Annotated in this window: 20 protein-coding genes; 11 read left to right on the forward strand and 9 right to left on the reverse strand. The window is 58.6% G+C overall.

What is annotated here, in order from left to right; translation table 11 throughout:
• The first annotated feature begins 36 nt into the window (after window positions 1–36).
• Window positions 37–1629 (forward strand): glutamine-hydrolyzing GMP synthase, encoded by a 1593-nt coding sequence (guaA, locus tag ACSBPU_RS09885; protein WP_442597696.1) that lies wholly within the window; start codon window positions 37–39, stop codon window positions 1627–1629.
• 343 nt (window positions 1630–1972) lie between these two features.
• Here guaA and ACSBPU_RS09890 read toward each other — a convergent pair whose 3' ends face one another.
• The 4 genes from ACSBPU_RS09890 to ACSBPU_RS09905 all read right to left on the reverse strand — a co-directional run bounded on the left by ACSBPU_RS09890 (window position 1973) and on the right by ACSBPU_RS09905 (window position 7050).
• On the reverse strand, window positions 1973–4849 hold the full coding sequence (locus tag ACSBPU_RS09890) for a hypothetical protein (RefSeq protein WP_442597698.1): 2877 nt from the start codon (window positions 4847–4849) through the stop codon (window positions 1973–1975).
• Window positions 4816–5808 carry an SIR2 family protein gene (locus tag ACSBPU_RS09895; RefSeq protein WP_442597700.1) on the reverse strand — a complete coding sequence of 331 codons (993 nt, stop codon included), beginning with the start codon at window positions 5806–5808 and terminating at the stop codon, window positions 4816–4818. The genes ACSBPU_RS09890 and ACSBPU_RS09895 overlap by 34 nt, the downstream gene beginning before the upstream one ends.
• Before the next feature lie 202 nt (window positions 5809–6010).
• Window positions 6011–6586 carry a PIN domain-containing protein gene (locus ACSBPU_RS09900; protein WP_442597702.1) on the reverse strand — a complete coding sequence of 192 codons (576 nt, stop codon included), beginning with the start codon at window positions 6584–6586 and terminating at the stop codon, window positions 6011–6013.
• Window positions 6583–7050, reverse strand: coding sequence for a helix-turn-helix domain-containing protein (locus ACSBPU_RS09905; protein WP_442597704.1), 468 nt, complete (start codon window positions 7048–7050; stop codon window positions 6583–6585). Before ACSBPU_RS09905 ends, ACSBPU_RS09900 begins: the two co-directional genes overlap by 4 nt.
• Before the next feature lie 218 nt (window positions 7051–7268).
• On the opposite strand from ACSBPU_RS09905, the gene ACSBPU_RS09910 reads away from it, so the two are divergent.
• From ACSBPU_RS09910 to ACSBPU_RS09930, 5 genes are all read left to right on the forward strand, one after another.
• Entirely contained in the window at window positions 7269–7517 is a 249-nt protein-coding gene (locus ACSBPU_RS09910) for a FitA-like ribbon-helix-helix domain-containing protein (protein ID WP_442597706.1), read from the forward strand.
• Complete coding sequence (locus ACSBPU_RS09915; protein WP_442597708.1) at window positions 7514–7939, forward strand: type II toxin-antitoxin system VapC family toxin; 426 nt, start codon at window positions 7514–7516, stop codon at window positions 7937–7939. Before ACSBPU_RS09910 ends, ACSBPU_RS09915 begins: the two co-directional genes overlap by 4 nt.
• A 247-nt stretch (window positions 7940–8186) precedes the next feature.
• Complete coding sequence (thpR, locus tag ACSBPU_RS09920; RefSeq protein WP_442597710.1) at window positions 8187–8735, forward strand: RNA 2',3'-cyclic phosphodiesterase; 549 nt, start codon at window positions 8187–8189, stop codon at window positions 8733–8735.
• A gap of 6 nt (window positions 8736–8741) precedes the next feature.
• Window positions 8742–9533, forward strand: a complete 792-nt coding sequence (locus ACSBPU_RS09925; RefSeq protein WP_442597712.1) for a DUF72 domain-containing protein — start codon at window positions 8742–8744, stop codon at window positions 9531–9533.
• Between the two features lie 43 nt (window positions 9534–9576).
• Complete coding sequence (locus ACSBPU_RS09930; RefSeq protein ID WP_442597714.1) at window positions 9577–10527, forward strand: aldo/keto reductase; 951 nt, start codon at window positions 9577–9579, stop codon at window positions 10525–10527.
• A 28-nt stretch (window positions 10528–10555) separates the two neighbouring features.
• Here the strand turns inward: ACSBPU_RS09930 and ACSBPU_RS09935 are convergent, their stop codons facing one another.
• Entirely contained in the window at window positions 10556–11362 is an 807-nt protein-coding gene (locus ACSBPU_RS09935) for a DUF72 domain-containing protein (RefSeq protein ID WP_442597716.1), read from the reverse strand.
• Window positions 11363–11481: 119 nt separating this feature from the next.
• Here ACSBPU_RS09935 and ACSBPU_RS09940 point away from each other — a divergent pair, with 119 nt between their 5' ends.
• On the forward strand, window positions 11482–11685 hold the full coding sequence (locus ACSBPU_RS09940) for a hypothetical protein (RefSeq protein WP_442597718.1): 204 nt from the start codon (window positions 11482–11484) through the stop codon (window positions 11683–11685).
• Window positions 11686–11997: 312 nt separating this feature from the next.
• On the opposite strand, the gene ACSBPU_RS09945 is transcribed toward ACSBPU_RS09940, so the two are convergent.
• From ACSBPU_RS09945 to ACSBPU_RS09955, 3 genes are all read right to left on the reverse strand, one after another.
• Entirely contained in the window at window positions 11998–12873 is an 876-nt protein-coding gene (locus ACSBPU_RS09945) for a lipid A biosynthesis lauroyl acyltransferase (protein WP_442597720.1), read from the reverse strand.
• 106 nt (window positions 12874–12979) lie between these two features.
• Window positions 12980–13591, reverse strand: coding sequence for a superoxide dismutase (locus tag ACSBPU_RS09950; RefSeq protein WP_442597722.1), 612 nt, complete (start codon window positions 13589–13591; stop codon window positions 12980–12982).
• A 41-nt stretch (window positions 13592–13632) separates the two neighbouring features.
• A complete protein-coding gene (locus ACSBPU_RS09955) occupies window positions 13633–14109 on the reverse strand; it encodes a hypothetical protein (protein ID WP_442597724.1) in 477 nt (158 codons plus the stop codon).
• Between the two features lie 88 nt (window positions 14110–14197).
• Here ACSBPU_RS09955 and ACSBPU_RS09960 point away from each other — a divergent pair, with 88 nt between their 5' ends.
• From ACSBPU_RS09960 to ACSBPU_RS09975, 4 genes are read left to right on the forward strand one after another with little or no spacing between them, the layout of a single operon-like run.
• On the forward strand, window positions 14198–15097 hold the full coding sequence (locus ACSBPU_RS09960) for a metal ABC transporter substrate-binding protein (RefSeq protein ID WP_442597726.1): 900 nt from the start codon (window positions 14198–14200) through the stop codon (window positions 15095–15097).
• A gap of 5 nt (window positions 15098–15102) precedes the next feature.
• On the forward strand, window positions 15103–15993 hold the full coding sequence (locus ACSBPU_RS09965; RefSeq protein ID WP_442597728.1) for a manganese/iron ABC transporter ATP-binding protein: 891 nt from the start codon (window positions 15103–15105) through the stop codon (window positions 15991–15993).
• Window positions 15990–16847 (forward strand): metal ABC transporter permease, encoded by an 858-nt coding sequence (locus tag ACSBPU_RS09970; RefSeq protein WP_442597730.1) that lies wholly within the window; start codon window positions 15990–15992, stop codon window positions 16845–16847. The genes ACSBPU_RS09965 and ACSBPU_RS09970 overlap by 4 nt, the downstream gene beginning before the upstream one ends.
• Window positions 16844–17794, forward strand: a complete 951-nt coding sequence (locus tag ACSBPU_RS09975) for a metal ABC transporter permease (RefSeq protein WP_442597732.1) — start codon at window positions 16844–16846, stop codon at window positions 17792–17794. The genes ACSBPU_RS09970 and ACSBPU_RS09975 overlap by 4 nt, the downstream gene beginning before the upstream one ends.
• A gap of 1 nt (window position 17795) precedes the next feature.
• Here the strand turns inward: ACSBPU_RS09975 and ACSBPU_RS09980 are convergent, their stop codons facing one another.
• Window positions 17796–21026 carry an autotransporter domain-containing protein gene (locus ACSBPU_RS09980; protein WP_442597734.1) on the reverse strand — a complete coding sequence of 1077 codons (3231 nt, stop codon included), beginning with the start codon at window positions 21024–21026 and terminating at the stop codon, window positions 17796–17798.
• Window positions 21027–21158 lie beyond the last annotated feature (132 nt).

Genomic DNA, 21158 nt, shown 5'->3' on the forward strand with positions numbered 1-21158 from the left:
ACATTAACGCCTTGATTTCCTATTTCTTCTTCAGCCATGCATCAGCGTATCCTTATCCTCGACTACGGTTCACAAGTGACCCAATTGATTGCGCGCCGCGTTCGCGACGCCGGCGTGTATTGCGAGATACATCCGGGCGACGTCGACGATGCCTTCATCGAAGCGCAAGCGCAGCAAGGTTTGAAGGGAATCATACTCTCCGGCAGCCATGCCTCGGCTTACGAGGAAGATGCACTGAAAGTGCCCGCCAAGGTCTTTGACGCGGGCGTGCCCGTGCTTGGCATCTGTTACGGCATGCAATCCATGGCGGCGCAACTGGGCGGCAAGGTGGAATGGTCCGACCATCGCGAATTCGGCTATGCCGAAGTGCGTGCCCACGGCCATACGCAGCTGCTGGACGGCCTGCAGGACTTTGCCACTTCAGAAGGGCATGGCATGCTCAAGGTCTGGATGAGCCACGGCGACAAGGTCACCGCGCTGCCTCCAGGCTTCAAGCTGATGGCCTCCACACCTTCCTGCCCCATCGCCGGCATGGCCGACGAAGATCGCGGCTTCTACGGACTGCAGTTCCACCCCGAAGTGACGCATACGGCCCAGGGCGAAGCGATAATTGCCCGCTTCGTGACCGAAATCTGCGGCTGCGCGCGCGACTGGAACATGCCCGACTACGTGGAAGAAGCCGTTGCGCGCATTCGCGAGCAGGTCGGCAGCGACGAGGTCATCCTGGGACTTTCCGGCGGCGTGGACTCGTCCGTTGCCGCGGCACTGATACACAAGGCCATCGGCGACCAGCTCACTTGCGTATTCGTCGATCACGGCCTGCTGCGCCTGAACGAAGCCAAGCAAGTCATGGCCACCTTCGCCGACCACTTCGGCATCCGCGTGATCCACGTGGACGCGACCAATGCCTTCATGGGGAAACTGGCCGGTGTCTCCGACCCCGAAGCCAAGCGCAAGATCATCGGCAAGGAATTCGTCGAAGTCTTCCAGGACGAGGCCGGCAAACTCAAGAATGCGCGCTGGCTGGCCCAAGGCACCATCTACCCCGACGTCATCGAATCCGCCGCGTCGAAAACCGGCAAGGCGGTCGCCATCAAATCGCACCATAACGTCGGTGGCCTGCCCGAAGACATGAACCTGCAATTGCTCGAACCTCTGCGCGAGCTTTTCAAGGACGAAGTACGCAAGCTGGGCGTGGCCCTGGGCTTGCCGCCCAACATGGTCTATCGCCATCCCTTCCCGGGACCAGGCCTGGGCGTGCGCATCCTGGGTGAAGTCAAGAAAGAATACGCCGACCTGCTGCGCCGCGCCGATGCGATTTTCATCGACGAACTGCGCAATACCGTGGACCACAACAGCGGCAAGAATTGGTATGACCTGACTTCCCAGGCGTTCGCAGTGTTCCTGCCCGTGAAGTCGGTCGGCGTAATGGGCGATGGCCGCACCTACGATTATGTCGTAGCGCTGCGTGCCGTGCAGACATCCGATTTCATGACCGCCGACTGGGCGGAATTGCCGTATGCCTTGCTGAAAAAGGTGTCGTCCCGCATAATCAACGAGGTGCGGGGAATCAATCGCGTGACATACGACGTATCGAGCAAGCCGCCTGCGACGATTGAGTGGGAGTGAAGGCTGTTTTATAAGTTATTGATTTTATTTAAAAATAAAATCAATAACTATGTTTACCACATCATCAATGGTATTTTTCATGGCATGCGAAGGGCTTGCCATAAAGAAATCGCCGATACCATCGCTAGATGAATGACGCTGACATGGTATCGGGAAAGGGCATCGGCCATTCCTGACGAGAGACATGGGGTGTTCTTGAGTTTTATGGCATCAAGATCGCACCCCGTCTCGTACCGCACGGGTGGCGACACAACTCCCCTAACGATAAAGCCTTTCGACAACGGTAAAGACGCAAAGAACAGAAAGGCAATGTGGTTCGCGAACCATATGGGCATGTCGTGCATCACCTCGCGTCCCATCGTCGCTTCAGAGAAATCAGTCTATCGTCGCTATTTAGTGCGCTGCTTGCCTCTCCAATTTGTTTCAATATCCCTTCTATACCATAGGGCCATGCCAGCGCGTTGTCTGGCAGAACGGCATGGAGTAGAGCCAGCGCCTGTTCCGGGTACCGATTTACTATGTTGTCTCCGGATCGACGAAGCTCTGGCAGCATCAAATGGTCACGCTCGATTCTGCCCAAGAGCGGCAAAACCAATGCGGTTATGGTCGGAAATTCATCTCCGCTGGAGAAAGCCAATTCACAGAGGCGGGCCGACGTGTTGGGCGATCTGGCTGACAGTTGGCGCGGCCAAATCTGCAGCAGTTCGGGAAGCTGTCCTCTCCATCGCTTGTGTGAGTTTTCGTTCTTCTCGTCAGACCATCGTTGAGCCTGCCATAGTACCCGTGAGCGAAACTCGTCATCGACCGTCAAAAGTAAGCTATGCATCTCATCATTGGAGATACGGCGCTCGCCGGTAACGCTGTCGACAGTTCCCCACCCGGCAAGAATCATACCTGCGATGATTTCACCATATGAGCGGCGCGATGGGAGAGGATTAGCGGCGAACTTGAGCATGTCGTTCTTCAACCGCATATAGAGCTCTCGATTTGGAGTTCTCGCCCCCCATAAGAAGCCCGACCATGCTGCGTCGCGGTCGTCCGTGTCGTTACCTTGAATCGCAGGCAACAAATATTGTTCCGTCCATTTCGGATCGACAGCGAAAAACCAGTTGAGGTTGTAAAACAAGATCACAATCGCATGTCTGCGCAAGTCGTTTGGAAGCGCTAATAGGGCCTCAGCGTGAACGAGCCATTCAGAAGGAAAGCCTTGATTTCGATTCAGATTATCTTTGCGTGGATCGTTAAAAAGCGCCTGCGCGATCTTACCCGTAGGAGAATTAAGCGCTTCCATCGTCCAGTCTGGTTCCTCGGAACTCCGAACAATACCCGAACGTCCTTCGTTCGGCGATTCACGGAGGACGCCGGCCAGCTTCCTCAAAATGCGGTCGAAAACAGGAAGGCAGTCTTTGCTTAGTTTCGCACTGGTATCTTGTAGCCAATCGGTCGCAGGGCGGAGGATCGTTGCAAGCTGCGCATTTGGATAACGAGCGAGTCGTTCGGCAATCAGCCAGGTTAATCTGGCCTTGTCATTCTTCCGTGCCTCTGAATTAAGGAACCGTTGCCATGCCCAATTTTGGAAATTTCCTCGTTTAGCTGCATAGGTCAACGCAGCAAAAGCGCGCGCAGGGCGTTGAGCAGCGAGGCCAGAAAAAGGATCGTTCTCGACGAGAAAATCGTCTGATCGACCGCTACGTTCCTTGGCTCGAAGCAGTACTAGTGAAAGGGGCGTTTCTGCTAGTTCCTCATGACTGGTGTTAGTCCTGACCCATCCAGTCCGACCTTCCAACGACTCAGCAGCCTTCTCGCCATAAGCCTCTTTCCAGTCGGGCACAGTAGCACGGAGCAGCTTCGCTTGTCTACGGGTGCTGGCAAAAAGCTTGCATCCTGAGTTTTGAAGCCACTGAATGCGATTTAGAATCGACCAAGCTCGTCTGCTATCGAAGGCTGCAATCTTCTCGCGCCGCCATCGCTTTGGGCCTATCACCAGCTTTTCTTCGATTAGTTTGCGAGACTTCCCGCTGAGTTTCGTCCATCGATTTGCGAGGACCAACAAAAGATCTCGCTGATGATAGCTATTCCAGAATGCGTCATCGCTCAAAGACGCTATAAGTTGTCCGAAGTCATCATCTGAGACGACGCTTCGCTTTCCTGATGCCCATATTCGCAATCGTGCGAAGATGGTGTCATCGTCCGTAGGCCAAGACAAAAACTCGCGCTTAGCGGCAGCTCTATTGGTTTTGCTCAGTTGCGAAAAAAGTTCGGCAAATCGGATAATTGCAGCCGAAAGCCCGTGCGTTCGATGATAGTCGGCACCTTCGATACTGTCCTGAACTATCGGGCTTATATTGCTAAGGCCGTAACCTCCTATTTCGTGCTCAAGTGCAAGGGCCAGCTCAAGATTGTGTCGCAGGACTCTAACGACAATTGCACACCACTCGTCCGGTACCGTAACTGCTTCATGCGTTTCAGGATATTTGACGTCCATCCGCAACAAGCGAGCGCCGTCCTCTCTATCTGGCACCAGTGCAGGCGGCTTTGGGCCACCCCAGAAATCCGGCTCCGCAGAAAGACGGGGTCGAAGCACTTCCCCAAGCCGCCGAGTGACAGCGCTACTCCATCCGTCGGCCTTAATGACAGTTTGCAACGCGTACCAATCTCTGTGGAAATCTTCGACGTAGTTCCAAGCCTCAAAAAGCGATCGCCAAGCGTTGCGAATGTCCTTGTGGATGGGGCGATTGCTTCGCTCTAGCTCCCATGAAATGTGTTCTTGAATGCTCCGATTAAGTGACAGCTGATGAGCCGCCCACCACACAGCGGCAGGTTGGTCGCAGACCTTTGCTAGCCATACTCCCAGCTGACCTATCCGCGGGACAAGACGTGGGGAATGGTTAGCCCAATGCCCGCGAAGCGCGGCAAGATTTTCATCGCGGATCGGTGATCGATCAAGGCGATTAAGTTCGAAGGCGTCCCACGCATCGGTTGGAGCCTCGCGCTTAGCATAATGATCTTCAGGATCAGGTTTGCTGGGCGTGATGTCTGAATCGAGACCGTATAGATCGAACGGATCAACATAGGGTCCTTTGCGGCCCAATGAGCCTGAACTGCCCGGCTTTGCAAATCGGCGATACTTGTCGAACACACAAAGCCATTCAGCAGGTGGAAGAACTTCGCCGACGCAGAACTTCTTCACACCTTCATAGGTGGAAACGACATGTGCCACCTGACCCCGCTCATGCGGCTGAACTGCTGCTGGCCCTTTCTTGGATGCGTCAATAACCTTTGCATACCAAGCATCAGGATCACGCGCACGCTCTGCCCAAGCTTCGAGGGATTGCCATAAAGCAGCGTGTTCGTTATCAGGGCTATAGGGAATAGCTTCAACACCTTTGTGCTGCCATCGTGCAGCAGCGCCATCGTAGTCACCGGACTGAAAAGCATAAGCGTTCTCAACCTTCTTGAAGCTTTCCGCAATGCTTCAAGGAGATATTGAACGGGCGGATCGTCAGCCGTATACCCAACGAATACAACGACATACTTGTTAAGTATTTCACGAATGAATGTTGTTGCCCATCCGTCCGATAGATATGCACGACCAAATTCGGAGCTTGAGAGAACAAATCCGTCACCCTCAGCGCCGGTATAAGTCGGCGTAGATCGGCCATGAAGATACACTACTCCATTGATCTCATTTTGGCGCAAAGGGTCTGGTAACCTCGGCGGTTGCCATGTTGGAAGTTTTCTACCGCAGTCGTCAAACAATCTGTCGAAGTTCGTTGTGACCAATTGAACAGCGCCCTCTGGCGTGGTCGCTAAGTCGAGCAAAATCCTATGTGCAGTGAGATCACATCCCGTGGACGGCTTCAACGCAGATGCTACCGCCTCCTCAATGTCACGCGATGCAAAGTCTCTCTCCAGAAGTCCGAAGACCCGGTCGGCCGATATAACGCCGGGAACGTCAATGCGTCGATCAATTTCCTGAGCTTCTTGGATCAGCTTATAGGCTGGACTGTTCTTATCAACGCCAAGCTTGGAAACTACCTTACGAGCTAAGCCAAAGAAATCAGGGAGTTTCGCACGCGCTCTTGATACTCCCGCACCACAGAAGAAAATTACGCGGCCCTGATCTCTGGCCAGGAGGAGGTCATCGGGGATTGATGGCCCGTCAGCTAAGAATCGCAAATTCTAGTCTCCGTTGATTATCTTAGGCTGCTAAAGTCTGGTGTTCCTCCAATTTCTCTGCTGGCTACTAAGCACAGCATCGTTTGGATAAAGTTCAGTCGAATCGGACCAGCGTTGGGGCGTCAAAACCAGTTGCAGTTCACGGCACAGTATCAAAGCCTGGCGCTGCTTCAGTGATACTGCTGTTCAGAATGGTGCTCGATTAGAGAATGGAGCGGTAGGTCGTTAAGTTTTTGACCGTCTGAACTAGTCCTTGCCGGAATAGGATCTCCAGATAATGGTCGACGTCGATAGGTGGATTCCTGAGTTGTGCTCGCTGGCGTTGCGCGGCAGCTACCACCGCTGCTGCATCAAGATCGAAGAGATTCTCCACAAATTCGTCGGGATGTTGAGACTCTACTCCGTAGGAAGCGAGCGCGTCCGCAGGAAAATCCCGTTGATTGAAAGTCACGATCACACTGGCACCGCAGCGGATGGCCGCAGCCAGCACATGGCGGTCGTCGGGATCGGGTAGCGTCAGTCCTGCAATGAGCTCTTCATACCCATCCACCAATCCCTCGGAGATAGCGCAATCCATCAGGTCTGAAGTGCGATCTACCTGCGCACGTGTCAGATCGGGCCTGTTGAGTAGTAGATTGCGTTTCCACTCCTCATGAATGTCGCGACTCCAGCGGGCACGGAATCGTCCCGACAGCCCTAGCCACATTAGAAAGTCACGCAGCGGCGCAGGATAGAGAACGCAGGCATCGAATATGGCGGTGAAGGGCGAGTGCCTCATTCGTACCCCATGCCTGATTCCTGTGCCTGACGTGCGAGTTCTGCCATGGCTTCTTCGCTAGCGTGATCGCGTGCTTCTTTGTATTGCATCAGGTCTGCGAACCGCACTCGGCGGTGTTTCCCCGTTCGGTGGAACGGCAGCACACCATCCTCCAGCAGCTTGACCAGGTGAGGGCGGGAGACGTTGAGCATGTCTGCGGCCTCCTGTGTCGTCAGCTCCGCATGGACGGGCACGACTTTCACGGCATTGCCATCGGCTAACTCAGCCAGGATATCAATGAGCAAACGCAGCGCGGAGGTGGGCAACTCCACCCGGTGAGCTTGGTTTCGGTCATCGAAGATCTGGATGTGTTGCGTTTCGAAGCGTGTTGCCAGGTAGGCAGCCAAGGCGCGTTGACCCTGCATGGCTGCCTGAACTTCCCGTTCTGCGGGCAGTGTCATCTTGGTCTGTGTGATGGTGGTCATGGCTAATTCCTAGGCTATGTAGCAATTTCAGGAGTTAGTGTATTCGAAACAAACGAAAATCGCAATAAACGAAAATAGTCCGAGCGATGACTGAGTCAGATCGTATCCGGGGAGCCGCGTATGGCAAGTTGGCGCAAGAGGCATGGTCGGTAGTCCTTGATATGCTTGAATGCAGTTTGTACAATTGATTTCACAGCAATCAATAGGAGGTTGCAGACATGAGAGCAGTAACGATAAGGAATGTGCCCGAAGAGGTGCATCGAGCCATTCGGGTTAGGGCAGCGCAGAACGGACGTACATTGCAAGCCGAGATGTGCGAAATATTGGCTGCCGCAGTGAAGCCGGAAGGCCGGGTAAAGCTGGGTGACTTGCTGGCAAGCATCGGGCGTAAAGTGAAACTTACCGACGAAGAAATGACGGTTTTTGAACGTGACCATTCACCAGCCCGCGCAGCGAGTTTTGAATGATTTTGCTGGATACGAACGTTATATCGGAGCAGTTTCGAGCCGTACCCGATGAAACGGTGATTGACTGGTTGAATCGTCAGCCGCTGGAAACGCTTTACCTGGCATCCATGACCGTGGCCGAACTGCGGGCCGGTATTGCCCTGATGCCCGCAGGCAAGCGCCGGACAGTGCTTAATGACAGCATCGAACACCAGGTGTTGCCGGTATTTGTGGGCCGGGTGGTGCCATTTGATATGGCTTGCACACGCGCCTATGCCGAGGTGCTGGCAGCCGCCCGTAAGGCCGGCGGCGGCATCGAGGCGGCTGATGCCGTCATAGCGGCGATTGCCCTGGATAATGGTTTCAGCGTGGCTACAAGGGATGTAAGCCCGTTCCTGGCGGCCGGTGTGAAAGTCATCAACCCTTGGGAAGATCAAGAGTAAAGCAGTCATTCTTGCAGGGTTGCACGGCACACACCGACCCTCAACAAAAACGTAAGCCCGGCGTGACGGTGTCGCAAGGGCGGGTAAGCGAACCGATATGTCATGGTTCTCATGGCCTTGACGCCGATATATTGGATTTATACTTTAAAGTGCATCCTGCGCCGCAAGAATCGTGGCGCTCCATGAGAACATGCCATGCAACAGCAGAATTTATTCGGCAACGCAGCGCTGCCTGCGCCGCGTCCCAATGAGTCTCGCAAACCAGCCGCTCGGTTTTCACACCTGTTTCTTCGCGCTACGCCCGGGCCCTGAAGATGCGGCCCGCATCCACGAGTTCGCCGGGAAACTGCTGATGTCCTGCGGCATTTCGGGTAGTCGCATAACGCCGGAACGCTTGCATATCACGCTGGAGCTGGTGGGCCACGATGCGAACGAAACCGTGGTGGATGCCGCCTGCCGCGCGGCGGACGCTGTCCGTGTTTCTGCCTTCAAGGCGCAGTTCGACACTGCGGGGTCTTTCTTGGCGCCAAATGGGCCATTTGTCTTGGTGGGCACCGAAGGTATGGATCGGGTGCGAGTCCTGCGCACATCGCTCGGTTGCGCGATGGCTGATCAGGGCTTTGCGCCGTCGCGTGCCTACCAGCCTCACATGACGCTTTGTTACGACCAGAGGCATCGTGTCGCTTTTGCACCCATAGCATCCATCGGTTTCCACGTCAGTGAGTTTGCGCTTGTCAAGAGTCACATTGGACAGTCCCGCCACGAGGTGCTGCGCACTTGGCAGTTGGCGAGCTGAAGCGATATGGCCAACCCCACCCGCCACGCAAGCATTCCCGGACCGCTGCCGGTGTACGTGGGATGCGCCGGTTGGGGGCTGTCTTCCAAGGTCGCTGCGCATTTTCCTGGCGAGGGCAGCCATCTGGAACGATACGCCCAGGCGTTTCCCTCGGTGGAGATCAACTCTTCGTTCTATCGTCCCCATCAGTCCAAGACCTATGCCCGATGGGCGGCGAGCGTGCCCGACGCGTTCCGCTTCAGCGTCAAGATCCCTCGTACCATCACGCATGAGCTCCGGCTGCGTGGCGCGGACGCCGCCGTGCAGGGATTCATCGATCAAGTTTCTTCATTGGGCGACAAACTCGGGTGTCTGCTGCTGCAGCTTCCGCCCAGCCTGGCGCTGAACATGGCGGACGCCTCGGGCTTCTTTTCCACGCTGCGCGGCTTGACGAAGGTGCCGGTGGTTTGCGAGCCGCGCCATGCAAGCTGGTTTACGCCGGCGGCTGCGGAAGCGATGACGAATGCGGATGTGGCTTGCGTCCATGCGGACCCATTGCCGGTTCCCGGCATCGCGCCGGCCGGCGATGCTGCTACCCTGTACATTCGATTGCACGGCTCGCCTCACGTCTATTATTCGACATATAGCGACGCTTACATCGATGCCATGGTTGAAGAGATCTCCGACGCGTGCGCGGCGGGCCGCCAGGTATGGTGCATTTTCGACAACACTGCGCAAGGCGAAGCCATACCCAACGCACTGACGTTGATGGCGCGATTGCGGGCTGTGGGCGTGATGGAATGGGTAAAGCAGCGATAAGATGGCGCAAGTGCCGACAGGCACACCACCACAAGGATACGTGATGACAAAGCGAGCATTGGGAAATACCGGAATATCCATTTCACCCCTGGTTTTTGGCGCCAACGTTTTTGGCTGGACGGCGGACAAGCAGAGATCCTTTCAGCTGTTGGATCGTTTTGCGGATGCCGGCTTCGAAACCCTGGATACCGCCGATGTGTATTCGACCTGGGTGCCCGGCAACCAAGGCGGTGAGTCGGAAACCATTATTGGAGAATGGTTGAAGGCGCGCGGTGGCCGCGACCGCATGGTGCTGATTACCAAGGTTGGGATGGAGATGCCGTCGGAGGGCAAGGGGCTCGCTTCCGCCAGGATCCAGCGTGCCGTCGAGGAATCTCTACGCCGGCTCCAGACGGATCATGTTGACGTCTATTTTTCGCATGTGTTCGATGAAAGCATCCCGGTGGAAGAAACCTTGCAAGCGTATGACCGTCTGATCACTGCAGGCAAAGTGCGCGCAATCGGCGCGTCCAATCACTCGGCCGCGCAGTTGGCAGCGGCATTGAAGGCGGCGAATGACGCGAAGTTGCCTCGGTACGAGGTACTGCAGCCGCAATACAATCTTTACGACAGGGCTAGCTACGACGGCGACTTGCGCGATCTTGCAATGGCGGAAGGCCTGGGGGTGATTACCTACTACAGTCTGGCCAGCGGTTTTCTGACGGGCAAGTATCGCGGCCGCGATGACTTAAAGAAGAGCACCCGGGGCGGTCGCATCGAGTCCTATCTGGATGACAGGGGCATGGCCATACTTGGCGCGCTCGACGAGGTCGCCATGGCTCACAATGCCGAACCGGCGGAGGTCGCGCTTGCATGGCTGATCTCCCGCGATGGCGTCACCGCGCCCATTGCCAGCGCGACCAGCCTGGATCAGCTTGAAAGCCTCATCCGCTCGACTCGCCTGTCGCTGTCCGCGGCGGATATCGCGCGCCTGGACCGAGTCAGCGCGGTTTGAACGGGCTTGGGCATGGCCGGCTGCATCCTTAAGCAAGCTGCGCAATGAGCGACATCGCGGCGCTGGGATTGGAAACCTTGTTCCCACCGATCACGTACAGATAGACATCGCGTGCGATGCTGCCTGGCTGGTCAGGCGCGAGTCGATCCAGGCCGTCGGGTGTCGCGCCTTTGGCCCAGGTCTTTGCACGCTTGGCCCATAGCGCGAGCTCGGACTTGGGATAGCCCAGCGGTTCGCCTTCCTGTGTCCCCATCAGGCGGATGTAGACAAAGGCTGCGGTAAGGTCCGTGATGAACGGGTGCTCTGAATCCGCAGCCACCACCACGGCGACGCCATATTGTTCGGCCAGGGCGATGAATTCGGGCCTCTGGAAGCTTGGGTGACGGACTTCCACCGCATGCCGCAAGGGCAGGCCGTCAATGCATTGGGGAAGCAGTTTCAGGAAGGCTTCGAAGTCGTCGGGATCGAACGTTTTGCTAGGCATGAATTGCCAGTTGATCGGTCCGAGCTTGTGCTTCAGCTCCGTCAAGCCGCCCGTCAAGAAGCGCTCGATCGTTTCGCCGGCGTCGCCCAGGACTTTCCGGTTCGTCGCATAGCGCGGCGCCTTGACGGAGAAGACGAAGGTGTCGGGCGTTTCCGCGTACCACTTGGCGTAGCCCTCGGGCTTCGGCGCGCGATAGTATGTGCTGTTGATTTCTATGGAAGTGAGCTGCCGGCTGGCGTACTCGAGTTCGCGCTTGCGAGGATGGCTTTCTGGGTAGAAGGCGCCTCGCCATGGATCATAGATCCATCCGCCGATGCCGACCCGGATAATGCCGCTGCTTTTTTTTCGCATAAGGACTCCTTCATCAGCGATACGGGCGCGCCGCGTGACGGGGCACGCGGCGCGCCGCGCTAAAATCGTTGAATGTCAGGCATGCAATTACGGTGCCGTGAATCTTTTGGAAGTGATAAATGACAAGTACGGCCAGCGGTATCATTCTCGTGGCGGCATTCGCAATCACCTTTATTATCGCGCGGCTCATCATGAAAAGGAGGGCGGCGCGCGCCGCTGCGCAAGAGCGGGCACGCCTCGAATTCCTGCGGCGAAACATGCCGCCGCCCGAGCCCTCGAAAAATAAAAGCAAAAGGCGCCGGCAGCAGCGCATGCAGGGCTGAGCGTCACCACCGATAAGTCAGCGTTGCAAGCGCAGTGCGTCCGTAGCCCCAATAGCAAGAAGTCAGGCGGCCCGCGCAGCCCGCTTGCGATCGAAGCGGTCGAAGGATGGGTCGCCGTCAAAGAAATCCTTCGGAATTCGCCCAGCGGGTTGGGCAGCAGGGTGCCTTGTGCCGGCACCCTGCCGTGCCAGCCGTTCTCCGGATCGTGCTGATATGAAAAAAGCAGCGTCAGCTTTGTTAAGCGAATGCGAAGCTGCCCGCGTATCAGGGGAGCTAGGGCTAGTGCCGCCTGCCTTCTAGCGTTAACAGGCCCTAGTACACCGGCGCTTCGCCTTGCGGGCGTCGCTTGAATCTCCGGTGTACCCAATAATATTGATCAGGGGTTTCTCGTATGCGCGCTTCAAGAAACTGATTCATCGTCAACGCGTCAGCCCGGACGTCGCCACTCGGAAACGCCGCCAGGGCCGGATGTATTTGAAGCTTGTAGCCGCGATAGTCGGGAAGCACCTCTGAGACGAAGGGAACGACACGCGCGCCGCTCAATTGCGCCAAACGCGACACCGCGGTCAAGGTGCAGGCCTCTACGCCGAAGAACGGTACAAACACCGAGTCGCGCAGTCCGAAGTCCATATCTGCGGCCAGCATCACGGGCTTGCCCGACTTCAGCACTTTAAGGATGTCGCGGGCGCTGCCATGGCGGGGAATCATTTCCGTGCCGAATCGCGAGCGCTGGCCTTTTGATATGGCATTGGTCACTTCATCGGACATCGGCGTGTAGAGGGAAGCCATCGGGTGCAATATCGAGTAGTACAGGCAGGTGGCTTCGATCGCGGCGAAATGGAACCCCAGGAATATGGTCGGCTGATCATAGCGGTCCTGGAGATCGATCGCGCTGTCCACCTGCACCAGCCGCGAGAGGGCTCGGGCGCTGCCATACCATTGCGTGCCTCGCTCCAGGTAGCTGCGTATCACGTGCTGGAAGCTCGTACGCGCCAAGCGGTCGCGCTGAGCGGCCGATTGCTCGGGAAAACAAAGGCGCAGGTTGGTGCGCAGGATATGCCGGCGCCTGCCGGGAATGAGGTACAGCAGGTAGCCAAGCGCTTCGCCCAGACGGGCGACCAAGCCATACGGCAGGACGGCAAAAGTGCGAAGAAGACCTGATATCAATGCGGTTTGGAGGTATTTCATGGGCGGGGCCGATCCTTTGCAGGAGGCCCGAGTCAGGTCAGGTAGGCATCCTATCATGTCGGATCGACCGCCATGTAAATTTTTGCGCCCTGGCGTAAGCGCGAGTTCAGCCGATGGCAGCCTGATAGCGGCGCGCGACTTCCGGCCAGTTGACTACGTTATAGAACGCGGCGATGTAGTCCGGTCGGCGGTTCTGATATTTCAGGTAATAGGCGTGTTCCCATACGTCCAGGCCCAGCACCGGCGTGTTGCCGGCCATCAGCGGGCTGTCCTGGTTGCCGGTGCTTTCCACGACCAGCTTCTTGTCCGGCGTCACGCTCAGCCAGGCCCAGCCGCTGCCGAACCGGGTCAGCGCCGCTTTGGTGAAAGCATCCTTGAATTTTTCGAGCCCGCCGAGCTGGCTGTCGATGGCCTTGGCAAGTTCCCCTTGCGGAGTCCCGCCGCCTTGTGGAGACATGACGGTCCAGAACAGACTGTGGTTTGCGTGGCCGCCGCCGTTGTTTCGTACCGCTGCGCGCACCGATTCAGGCAGCGCGTCGATATTCGCCACCAGCTCTTCCACCGGTGGAAACGGAAGCCCCGCGCCCTCAAGCGCTGCATTCACATTGTTGATGTAGGTCTGGTGATGCTTCGTGTAGTGGATCTCCATGGTTTGCGCATCGATGTGGGGTTCGAGCGCGTCGTAGGCACAAGGCAGGGGGGGCAGTGTGTAAGACATGAGTTACTCCCATTGAAAGTTCATGTGGCTGAGCGATAAGATCAAGAAAAGTGGCGGTACGCTGCTTGCTTCGCACCCAGCGCAAGCGCGGCCTGTGCGCGTGCGTGCTCGGGATGGCTGCCGACGAAACGCAGCAATTCGGCATAACTGCGCTGGCTGTGCCGCAGGGCAGCCGAGCGCCAGGGTTCGTCCAGCCCGGCGTCGTCGATGGCATGGCACAGCTTTTCATGCACCGCGCATAGCTGCGAACCCTGCTCGGATACCCGGCCCAGGTGTTCGTAGGCGTCGGCCAGGTTGTGGCAGGCAACGACCAATGCGGCGATGCCTGCGTCGATGTCGTCCACGCGTGCGAACAGTCGTTCGGCGATGGTCCGGGCCAGGCGGTAGTGGCGGATGGATCCGGAATAGTCGGCCGCGCCGAATGCGCTGTTGCCGCGTGCAATGGCCGTACGCCATTGTTCCAGAGAGGCGGCACTGCGTCTGAATGGGCTGGCTTTGCGGTGCGTTGCAGTTTGCATGCTGTTCTTCCGAGTTCCAGTATTTGTCATTTAAAACACTATCGTAAATAATAATGATTTCCATTTCTAATATCAAATGTGGGTGCCGATGTCCTCGTTTTCACTTGTACGCGCGGTAGGCTGGGCGCTTGCCGCGCTGTTGGCGATGGGTTGCATGCCTGCCCAGGCCAAGAAATTCAAAGTCGTCACCACTTTCACGGTGATTGCGGATATGGCGCGCCATGTGGCGGGCGATGCCGCCGAGGTGATCTCGATCACCAAGCCGGGCGCGGAGATCCACGACTATCAGCCTACTCCGCAAGACTTGGTCCGGACGCAGGGAGCGCAGCTGGTGCTTTGGAACGGGCTGAACCTGGAGCGCTGGTTCGAACGTTTCTTTCAGCGGTTCAAGGGCGTGCCCGGGGCAGTGGTGACCCGGGGAATCGACCCCATCGGCATCGATTCGGGACCTTATCAAGGCAAGCCCAATCCGCATGCCTGGATGTCGCCCGACAATGCTCTGATCTATGTCGACAATATCCGCGACGCGCTGATTCAGCATGACCCGGAACACGCCGACATCTACCGCGCCAATGCCCAGGCCTACAAGACGCGCATCCGCGAGGCCATAGATCCGATACGGGCGCGTTTTCAGGCCATCCCGGTCGAGCGCCGATGGCTGGTGTCCAGCGAGGGGGCTTTCAGCTACTTGGCGCGCGATTTCGGCCTGAAGGAACTCTACCTGTGGCCGATCAATGCGGATCAACAAGGTACGCCGCAGCAGGTGCGGCGCGTGATCGACGCCGTAGTCGCCCATCGCATACCCGCCATATTCAGCGAAAGCACAGTGTCGACGGATCCGGCCCGGCAGGTCGCTCGCGAAACGGGCGCCCGCTACGGTGGGATACTGTATGTCGACTCGCTCAGCCCGCCGGATGGGCCGGTTCCCACTTATCTGGATCTGTTGCGGGTAACAACCGAAACCATTGCCAAGGGGCTGGAATCTTGACCTCTGTGAACCAAGCCTCCGCCACGGAGCCGCCCGGGCTTTGCGTGGACGGCGCCAGCGTCACCTATCGCAACGGCCAACAGGCATTGCGCAATGCAAGCTTCGAGACGCCGGCCGGCTCGATCACCGCGCTGGTCGGCGTGAACGGCAGCGGCAAGTCGACGCTGTTCAAGGCCATCATGGGCTTCCTCCGGCTTGCGGGCGGCCGCATCACCGTGCTGGGATTGCCGGCGCGCGAGGCCTTGCGGCGCAAGCTGATCGCGTATGTGCCCCAAAGCGAAGACGTCGATTGGAATTTTCCGGTGCTGGTCGAGGACGTAGTCATGATGGGCCGCTATGGGCACATGGGATGGATGCGCCGGCCCAGGGCGGCGGACCATCAGGCGGTCGATACGGCGCTTGCACGTGTCGGCCTGCAGGCCTTGCGCACGCGCCAGATCGGCGAGCTTTCCGGCGGCCAGCAAAAACGGGTCTTTCTTGCGCGCGCGCTGGCGCAGGATGCGAGGGTCATCTTGCTGGATGAACCGTTCACCGGGGTGGACGTGACGACGGAAGACGCCATCATCGAACTATTGGGCCAGCTGCGAAGCGAGGGCAGGGTGATGCTGGTTTCCACTCACAATCTGGGCAGCGTTCCCGAGTTCTGCGATCGCGCGGTGCTGCTCAATCGTACGGTGCTGGCTTATGGGCGCACCGCCGATGTCTTCACCCGCGCCAACCTGCAGGCGGCATTCGGCGGCGTGCTGCGCCATTTCGTACTCAGCGAAACGGATGAGCGGCGCGCCCAGACCGTCGGAATTTTCTCCGATGACGAGCGGCCGCTGGTGTTCTACGGAGACCAGGCAACCGCGCGCGAACACCCGCGCGATGGGGATGAACCGGAAGGCAAGCCATGATCGCCCTGCTGATCGAACCCTTCGGCTATGACTACATGGTCAATGCCATGTGGGTGTCGGCCCTGGTAGGTGCGGTGTGCGCGTTCCTTTCCGCATATCTGATGCTCAAGGGCTGGTCCCTGATCGGTGACGCCTTGTCGCATGCCATCGTGCCGGGCGTGGCCGGCGCCTACATGCTCGGGCTGTCGTTTTCTGCCGGCGCCTTCCTGTCCGGCATGCTGGCCGCGGCTTCCATGCTGCTTCTGAACCAGCGTACGCGCTTGAAGGAGGATGTCATCATCGGGCTGGTCTTTTCGGCCTTCTTCGGCTTCGGCCTGTTCATGGCCTCGCTTGCACCCGTATCGGTCAACATACAGACCATCATATTGGGCAACATCCTGGCCATCACGCCGGAGGACACGCTGCAATTGGCGATCATTGGCGGGGTCTCGCTGGCTGTCCTGCTTTTCAAATGGAAGGCGCTCATGCTGGTTTTCTTCGACGAGAACCACGCGCGTTCCGTCGGCATCAATCCGTTTTTCATCAAGGCGCTGTTCTTCGTGCTCTTGTCCGCATGCACCGTGGCGGCCATGCAGACCGTGGGCGCCTTCCTCGTGGTGGCGATGGTGGTCACGCCGGGCGCCACCGCCTATCTTCTGACCGATCGTTTCCCGCGTTTGCTGACGATCAGCGTGGCCATCGGCGCAGCCAGCAGTTTCGCCGGCGCCTATGCCAGCTATTTTCTTGACGGCGCCACGGGCGGGGTCATCGTCGTGCTGCAGACACTGTGCTTTCTGGCGGCTTTCGTGTTTGCACCCAAGCACGGCATACTGGCCAGCCGCCGCCGCGCCGCGTCCGCCGGGGGAGAAGCATGAGCGTGCCGGACATTCTGCTTGTGCCGCTGCAGTTCGATTTCATGCGCCAGGCATTGCTGATTTCGGCGCTCGTGGCGATACCGACTGCTTTGCTGTCGTGCCTGCTGGTGCTGAAAGGGTGGGCATTGATGGGCGATGCGGTATCGCACGCGGTGCTGCCCGGCGTGGTGCTCGCCTATATGGCGGGGGTGCCGCTGGGACTCGGCGCCGTCATCGCCGGCATGGTCTGCGCAGTCGGCACGGGCTATATCCAGGCCAATAGCCGACTCAAGCAGGATACCGTGATGGGCGTGGTGTTCTCGGGCATGTTCGGCCTGGGCGTGGTGCTTTATACGGCCATACGCAGCGATGTGCATCTGGACCACATCCTGTTCGGCGATATGCTGGGCGTGGGCTGGCCGGACGTGGCTGAAAGCGGCGCCATCGCTCTGCTGGTTGGCGGCATCGTGGCCGTCAAGTGGCGCGATCTGCTTTTGCATGCCTTCGATCCCGTGCAGGCGCGCACGGTCGGACTGAAAGTGAATCTGCTGCACTACGGTTTGCTGGCCATGCTTTCGTTGACCATCGTGGGTGCACTCAAGGCAGTAGGCATCATCCTGGTCATCGCGCTGCTGATTGCGCCGGGCGCCATCGCTTTTTTGCTCACGCGCAGCTTTGGCGCCATGCTGCTGGTTTCCATGGCGATTTCCCTGGTTTCCTGCCTGACCGGCATATACCTGAGCTTTTTCCTCGACAGCGCTCCGGCGCCAACGATCGTGGTGACGATTTCGGCGTTGTTCGTGGCAGTGCTGCTGCGTTCGTTGTGGCGTGGACGAAAACCAAGGGGTCAGACCCGAACGGGTCTGACCCCACGCCGGGAAGAAAAAGGGGTCAGACCCAATGGGTCTGACCCCGCAGCGCTTAAAGAAACAGGGGTCGGACCCCGTACGGGGTCCGACCCCTTTTAGCCTACCACCGGTACTGCAGTCCGACCGAGAACGAGTTGGCGGTGGTGTTGTTGTCCACGGCCAGTTCGTAGCGTGCAAAAAAGCGCAGCTTCTCGTCGTTCTGCACCGACAGGCCGGCCGAGACCACCCCGATGTTGCGGCCCAGGCCGGTCGAGGTCACGGCAAAGCCGGGCGTGCTTGCCGGCGCGCCGATCAGCGCGGCCCGGGTATCCGAGGTGGTGTCGCCTGCGTTGTAGTAGTAGCGGGCCGAAAGCTCGGGCGTGAGCGTGCGGCTGCCGTACTCGTGCGTGGACGAGACGCGCACGCCCACGGAAGGCATCACCAGGTTCAGCTTCTCGGACTTGACATGCAGGCCGGCCGCCTCCGCGCCGCTCTCGGTGAACCCGTCGCGCTTCAGGTGATACCAATCGAAGCCCAGGCTCGGTTCGACCGTCACGCCGGAGTACTGCAGGTGCAGGCCGGACTTGAGCGACAGGCCGAAGTTGTCGCCCCGGGCCTTGCCGCGCGCACTGCGCGACATGTCGCCAAACTCCAGCGCGCGCTTGGTCTTGTAGTCGGCATAGCTATAGGCCACGGTGCCGTCCAGGAAGAGCCTGTCCTTGCGGGCCGAGCCATAGAGCGAGATCTGGTAGACGTCGGCATCGGTGTCGCCGCCCTGGTCGCCGTCGACCGAGAAGTTGCCATAGCCGAAGCTGGCGCCGACCAAGTGCTGGCCAAAGGATTTGTCCACGCCGGTCAGCACACCGAAGTTAGTCATGCTGAAGGCGCCCGAACCGCGAACCTTGCTGGGGCCGCCCATGGCGCGAGCCCAGACCGAGACTTCGTCCACAGAAGCGGTGGTGCCCGAACCGCCGGCGGCATTGGCGTGCGACACGGTGGAGGCTACGCTTTGCACAGCGCCGCCCAGGCCGTTGGAGCCCGAACGGGCCGCAATCGGCGTGGCGACCCCTTGCGAGGCATCGCGCCCGCCGCGCCGGGCGGCAAGCCGGTCTTCCAGTGCCCGGGTGAACTGCCCCTGCTGGATAGCGCTGGCCGTGAGCGCGTTGCCGATGGACTGGCCCGACAGGACTTCCAGCGCGCGGCGCGCAGCCGGCGCCGTGCCGACTTCGTCCAGGGCGTCGAAGACCTTGTTCAGGTCGCCTTGGTCCTCTTGCCGGAAGGCGGCGTTCAGGTGGGCGGCCATGGCGTTCTGGTTGGCGTTCTCGGCCGGCCAGGCGAAGTCGCGCGAGAACGCGATGTCGACCTGCTGGCTGCCTTGTACCAGGTCGGCCCTGAGGAAAGGGCTGACTTCAAGCGTCTCGTAGTCCAGGCCGGTGAGCGTGCCGGTATAGCCGAACAGCGGGTAGCGCTGGTCGGAGACTTTTTGCTCGGTCTCGACGCTGACCACGACGTCGCCGTCCATCACGACGTTGCCGGTGACGTGCAGGTAGTCGGCGCGGTGCGTGGCGGCCTCGAACTCGTAGCTGCCCCCCTCGTGGATGACCAGGTCGCCCACGATGTTCAGCGTGCCGATGGAGTTGCCCGGCTGGGCCTGGCCCTTGATTTCGGTCTTGCCGACGATGGTGCCCGAGCCTTGCAGGAAGGCGTTCTGTTCCACGACGATTTTTTCGGATTGGTAGGGCGTGCTGGTGTTGATGGCCAACGTGCCCAGGTCGACCTGGGTGAGCTTGCGCGAACCTTCGTCTTTGGAGCGGATGTCCAGTTCGCCCTGGCCCATCTTGCGGATGTCCCCGGTACCGGACAGCGTGTTGTCGGCAAGGGTGAGGACCACATTGGAGTCGACGTCGAAGGTGCCGCCAAAGGTGGAGCCCCCGATTTGGCCGATGGATTGCGAGGCGTTGACCTTTACGTCACGGTCCATGGTCATGCTGCGCGAAGCCTGCAGCGCGCCGCCTTGCAGCGTGAGCGCGCCCGAACGCGCACCCAGGTTGGCGTTGGAGGTGATCTGCACGGTGCCGTTGTCGATGCGGGTGCCGCCGACGTAGCTGTTGTTGCCGGCCAGTGTCAGCTTGGCCTCGCCCTGCTTGATAAGCGAGCCGGAGCCCGAGATGTTGCCATTGAAGCTGCGGTTGCGCCATTCGATGTTGGCGACATAAGGCTCGATGAAATTGACGTTCGAGCCGAACTCCACTAGGTCGGTGTTGCGGGCGTAGCGGGCGATCATCTCATGGCCCTTGGCTGTGGGGTGGAACTCGTCCCAGAACAGGAACTGGTTGGAGTTCGAGCCCGAGCAGCCATTGACATACTTGCCGGTTTCAGCCGCCACGCAGTTTTTCTTGGTTTCGGTGAAGCCGAAAGCGGTCGGCGATTTGATCGCTTCCGCCAGCAGTGCATCGAAGTCCACGACCACCAGACGGGTCTTTGCATTCTTGGCGGCGAATTCGTCGCCAAGTTCGAACAGGCTTTTCTTCAGTTCGCGGTTGGTTTCCTTGATGACCTTGCCGTATTGATCCTGCAGGCTTTGAGCCATCACGTTGACCTTGGGCGTCTGGGCGATATTGGGTACCGTGGCCACGTAATAGGTCACGCCATCCCGCGCGATGTCGCTGCGCGTGGCCAGGGCGTTGTTGATCTTGCGCAGTTCCGTGGGGACTTTGTTGAGTATGTCCCTCTTTGCCGTATTGGGGTCGCCGGGAACGTGAGTCTGTCCGAACGGAAAGCTGTACGACCACCTGTCTTCCAGCTCCTGCCTGAAGTTGTTCCCGCCGATGGCGAACGTCACCAGCGGCTTCGAGCCTGTTTCATTGGCGGTGATGCGCCCCGCGAAACCCATAGGGTAGCGGATGTTTTCCCATATGCCGGAGGGCTTGACATTGCAGCTGAGCGCCCAACCGGCACACGACACCTGGCCGTTGATTATGGTACCGAAAAAGTCCGTCTGTTCCTGAACGTTGTTGATGAAGGGCCTCATTGTTAATGAGACCAGATCACCGATCACTGCGCCGCCGTAGGCGAGGTTGTGGGTCTGGTTATATCCGAGGGCCGTGGAATTCAGCTTGTGAAGGTTTTCCACCCAGACGGGGCCGCTGGAGAAACGCCCGTTGTAGTAAAGCGGCCCTTTGGGTGCCTGTTTGACGATGGTTACTCCGCTTGAAACGTAGGTGCGACTCGTGTCGGAAAGGCTGTCACCGAATGACCATATCGAGGTGTAGTTGGGAGCTGCCGCTTGCGCCAGGGCGGTGCCTGAAAAAATAAATACGGTAGAAGACAGCAGAAGATATTTCTTGATCATGCCCGGGTATCCATTGGACGCTGAAGTTTTCAGAATGTTACCAGCCTGGATCGGGCAGACCTATTTTTATTTGGAATTTAATGCGATCATGGTGCGAGCTTTGAGAAAAAATGTTGTTTTTTTGAAGGCGTA

The sequence above is a fragment of the Parapusillimonas sp. JC17 genome (assembly GCF_052180245.1).
GTDB lineage: Bacteria > Pseudomonadota > Gammaproteobacteria > Burkholderiales > Burkholderiaceae_B > Parapusillimonas.

Excerpts from the sequence above, each read along its gene's own strand:
- ACSBPU_RS09935 (WP_442597716.1), bottom strand. The coding sequence starts at position 11,362 with ATGCGAAAAAAAAGCAGCGGCATTATCCGGGTCGGCATCGGCGGATGG.
- ACSBPU_RS09950 (WP_442597722.1), bottom strand. The coding sequence starts at position 13,591 with ATGTCTTACACACTGCCCCCCCTGCCTTGTGCCTACGACGCGCTCGAA.
- ACSBPU_RS09945 (WP_442597720.1), bottom strand. The coding sequence starts at position 12,873 with ATGAAATACCTCCAAACCGCATTGATATCAGGTCTTCTTCGCACTTTT.
- ACSBPU_RS09925 (WP_442597712.1), top strand. The coding sequence starts at position 8,742 with ATGGCCAACCCCACCCGCCACGCAAGCATTCCCGGACCGCTGCCGGTG.
- ACSBPU_RS09955 (WP_442597724.1), bottom strand. The coding sequence starts at position 14,109 with ATGCAAACTGCAACGCACCGCAAAGCCAGCCCATTCAGACGCAGTGCC.
- ACSBPU_RS09915 (WP_442597708.1), top strand. The coding sequence starts at position 7,514 with ATGATTTTGCTGGATACGAACGTTATATCGGAGCAGTTTCGAGCCGTA.
- ACSBPU_RS09980 (WP_442597734.1), bottom strand. The coding sequence starts at position 21,026 with ATGATCAAGAAATATCTTCTGCTGTCTTCTACCGTATTTATTTTTTCA.
- guaA (WP_442597696.1), top strand. The coding sequence starts at position 37 with ATGCATCAGCGTATCCTTATCCTCGACTACGGTTCACAAGTGACCCAA.
- ACSBPU_RS09975 (WP_442597732.1), top strand. The coding sequence starts at position 16,844 with ATGAGCGTGCCGGACATTCTGCTTGTGCCGCTGCAGTTCGATTTCATG.
- ACSBPU_RS09900 (WP_442597702.1), bottom strand. The coding sequence starts at position 6,586 with ATGAGGCACTCGCCCTTCACCGCCATATTCGATGCCTGCGTTCTCTAT.
- ACSBPU_RS09970 (WP_442597730.1), top strand. The coding sequence starts at position 15,990 with ATGATCGCCCTGCTGATCGAACCCTTCGGCTATGACTACATGGTCAAT.
- ACSBPU_RS09960 (WP_442597726.1), top strand. The coding sequence starts at position 14,198 with ATGTCCTCGTTTTCACTTGTACGCGCGGTAGGCTGGGCGCTTGCCGCG.
- ACSBPU_RS09905 (WP_442597704.1), bottom strand. The coding sequence starts at position 7,050 with ATGACCACCATCACACAGACCAAGATGACACTGCCCGCAGAACGGGAA.
- thpR (WP_442597710.1), top strand. The coding sequence starts at position 8,187 with ATGAGTCTCGCAAACCAGCCGCTCGGTTTTCACACCTGTTTCTTCGCG.
- ACSBPU_RS09910 (WP_442597706.1), top strand. The coding sequence starts at position 7,269 with ATGAGAGCAGTAACGATAAGGAATGTGCCCGAAGAGGTGCATCGAGCC.
- ACSBPU_RS09930 (WP_442597714.1), top strand. The coding sequence starts at position 9,577 with ATGACAAAGCGAGCATTGGGAAATACCGGAATATCCATTTCACCCCTG.
- ACSBPU_RS09940 (WP_442597718.1), top strand. The coding sequence starts at position 11,482 with ATGACAAGTACGGCCAGCGGTATCATTCTCGTGGCGGCATTCGCAATC.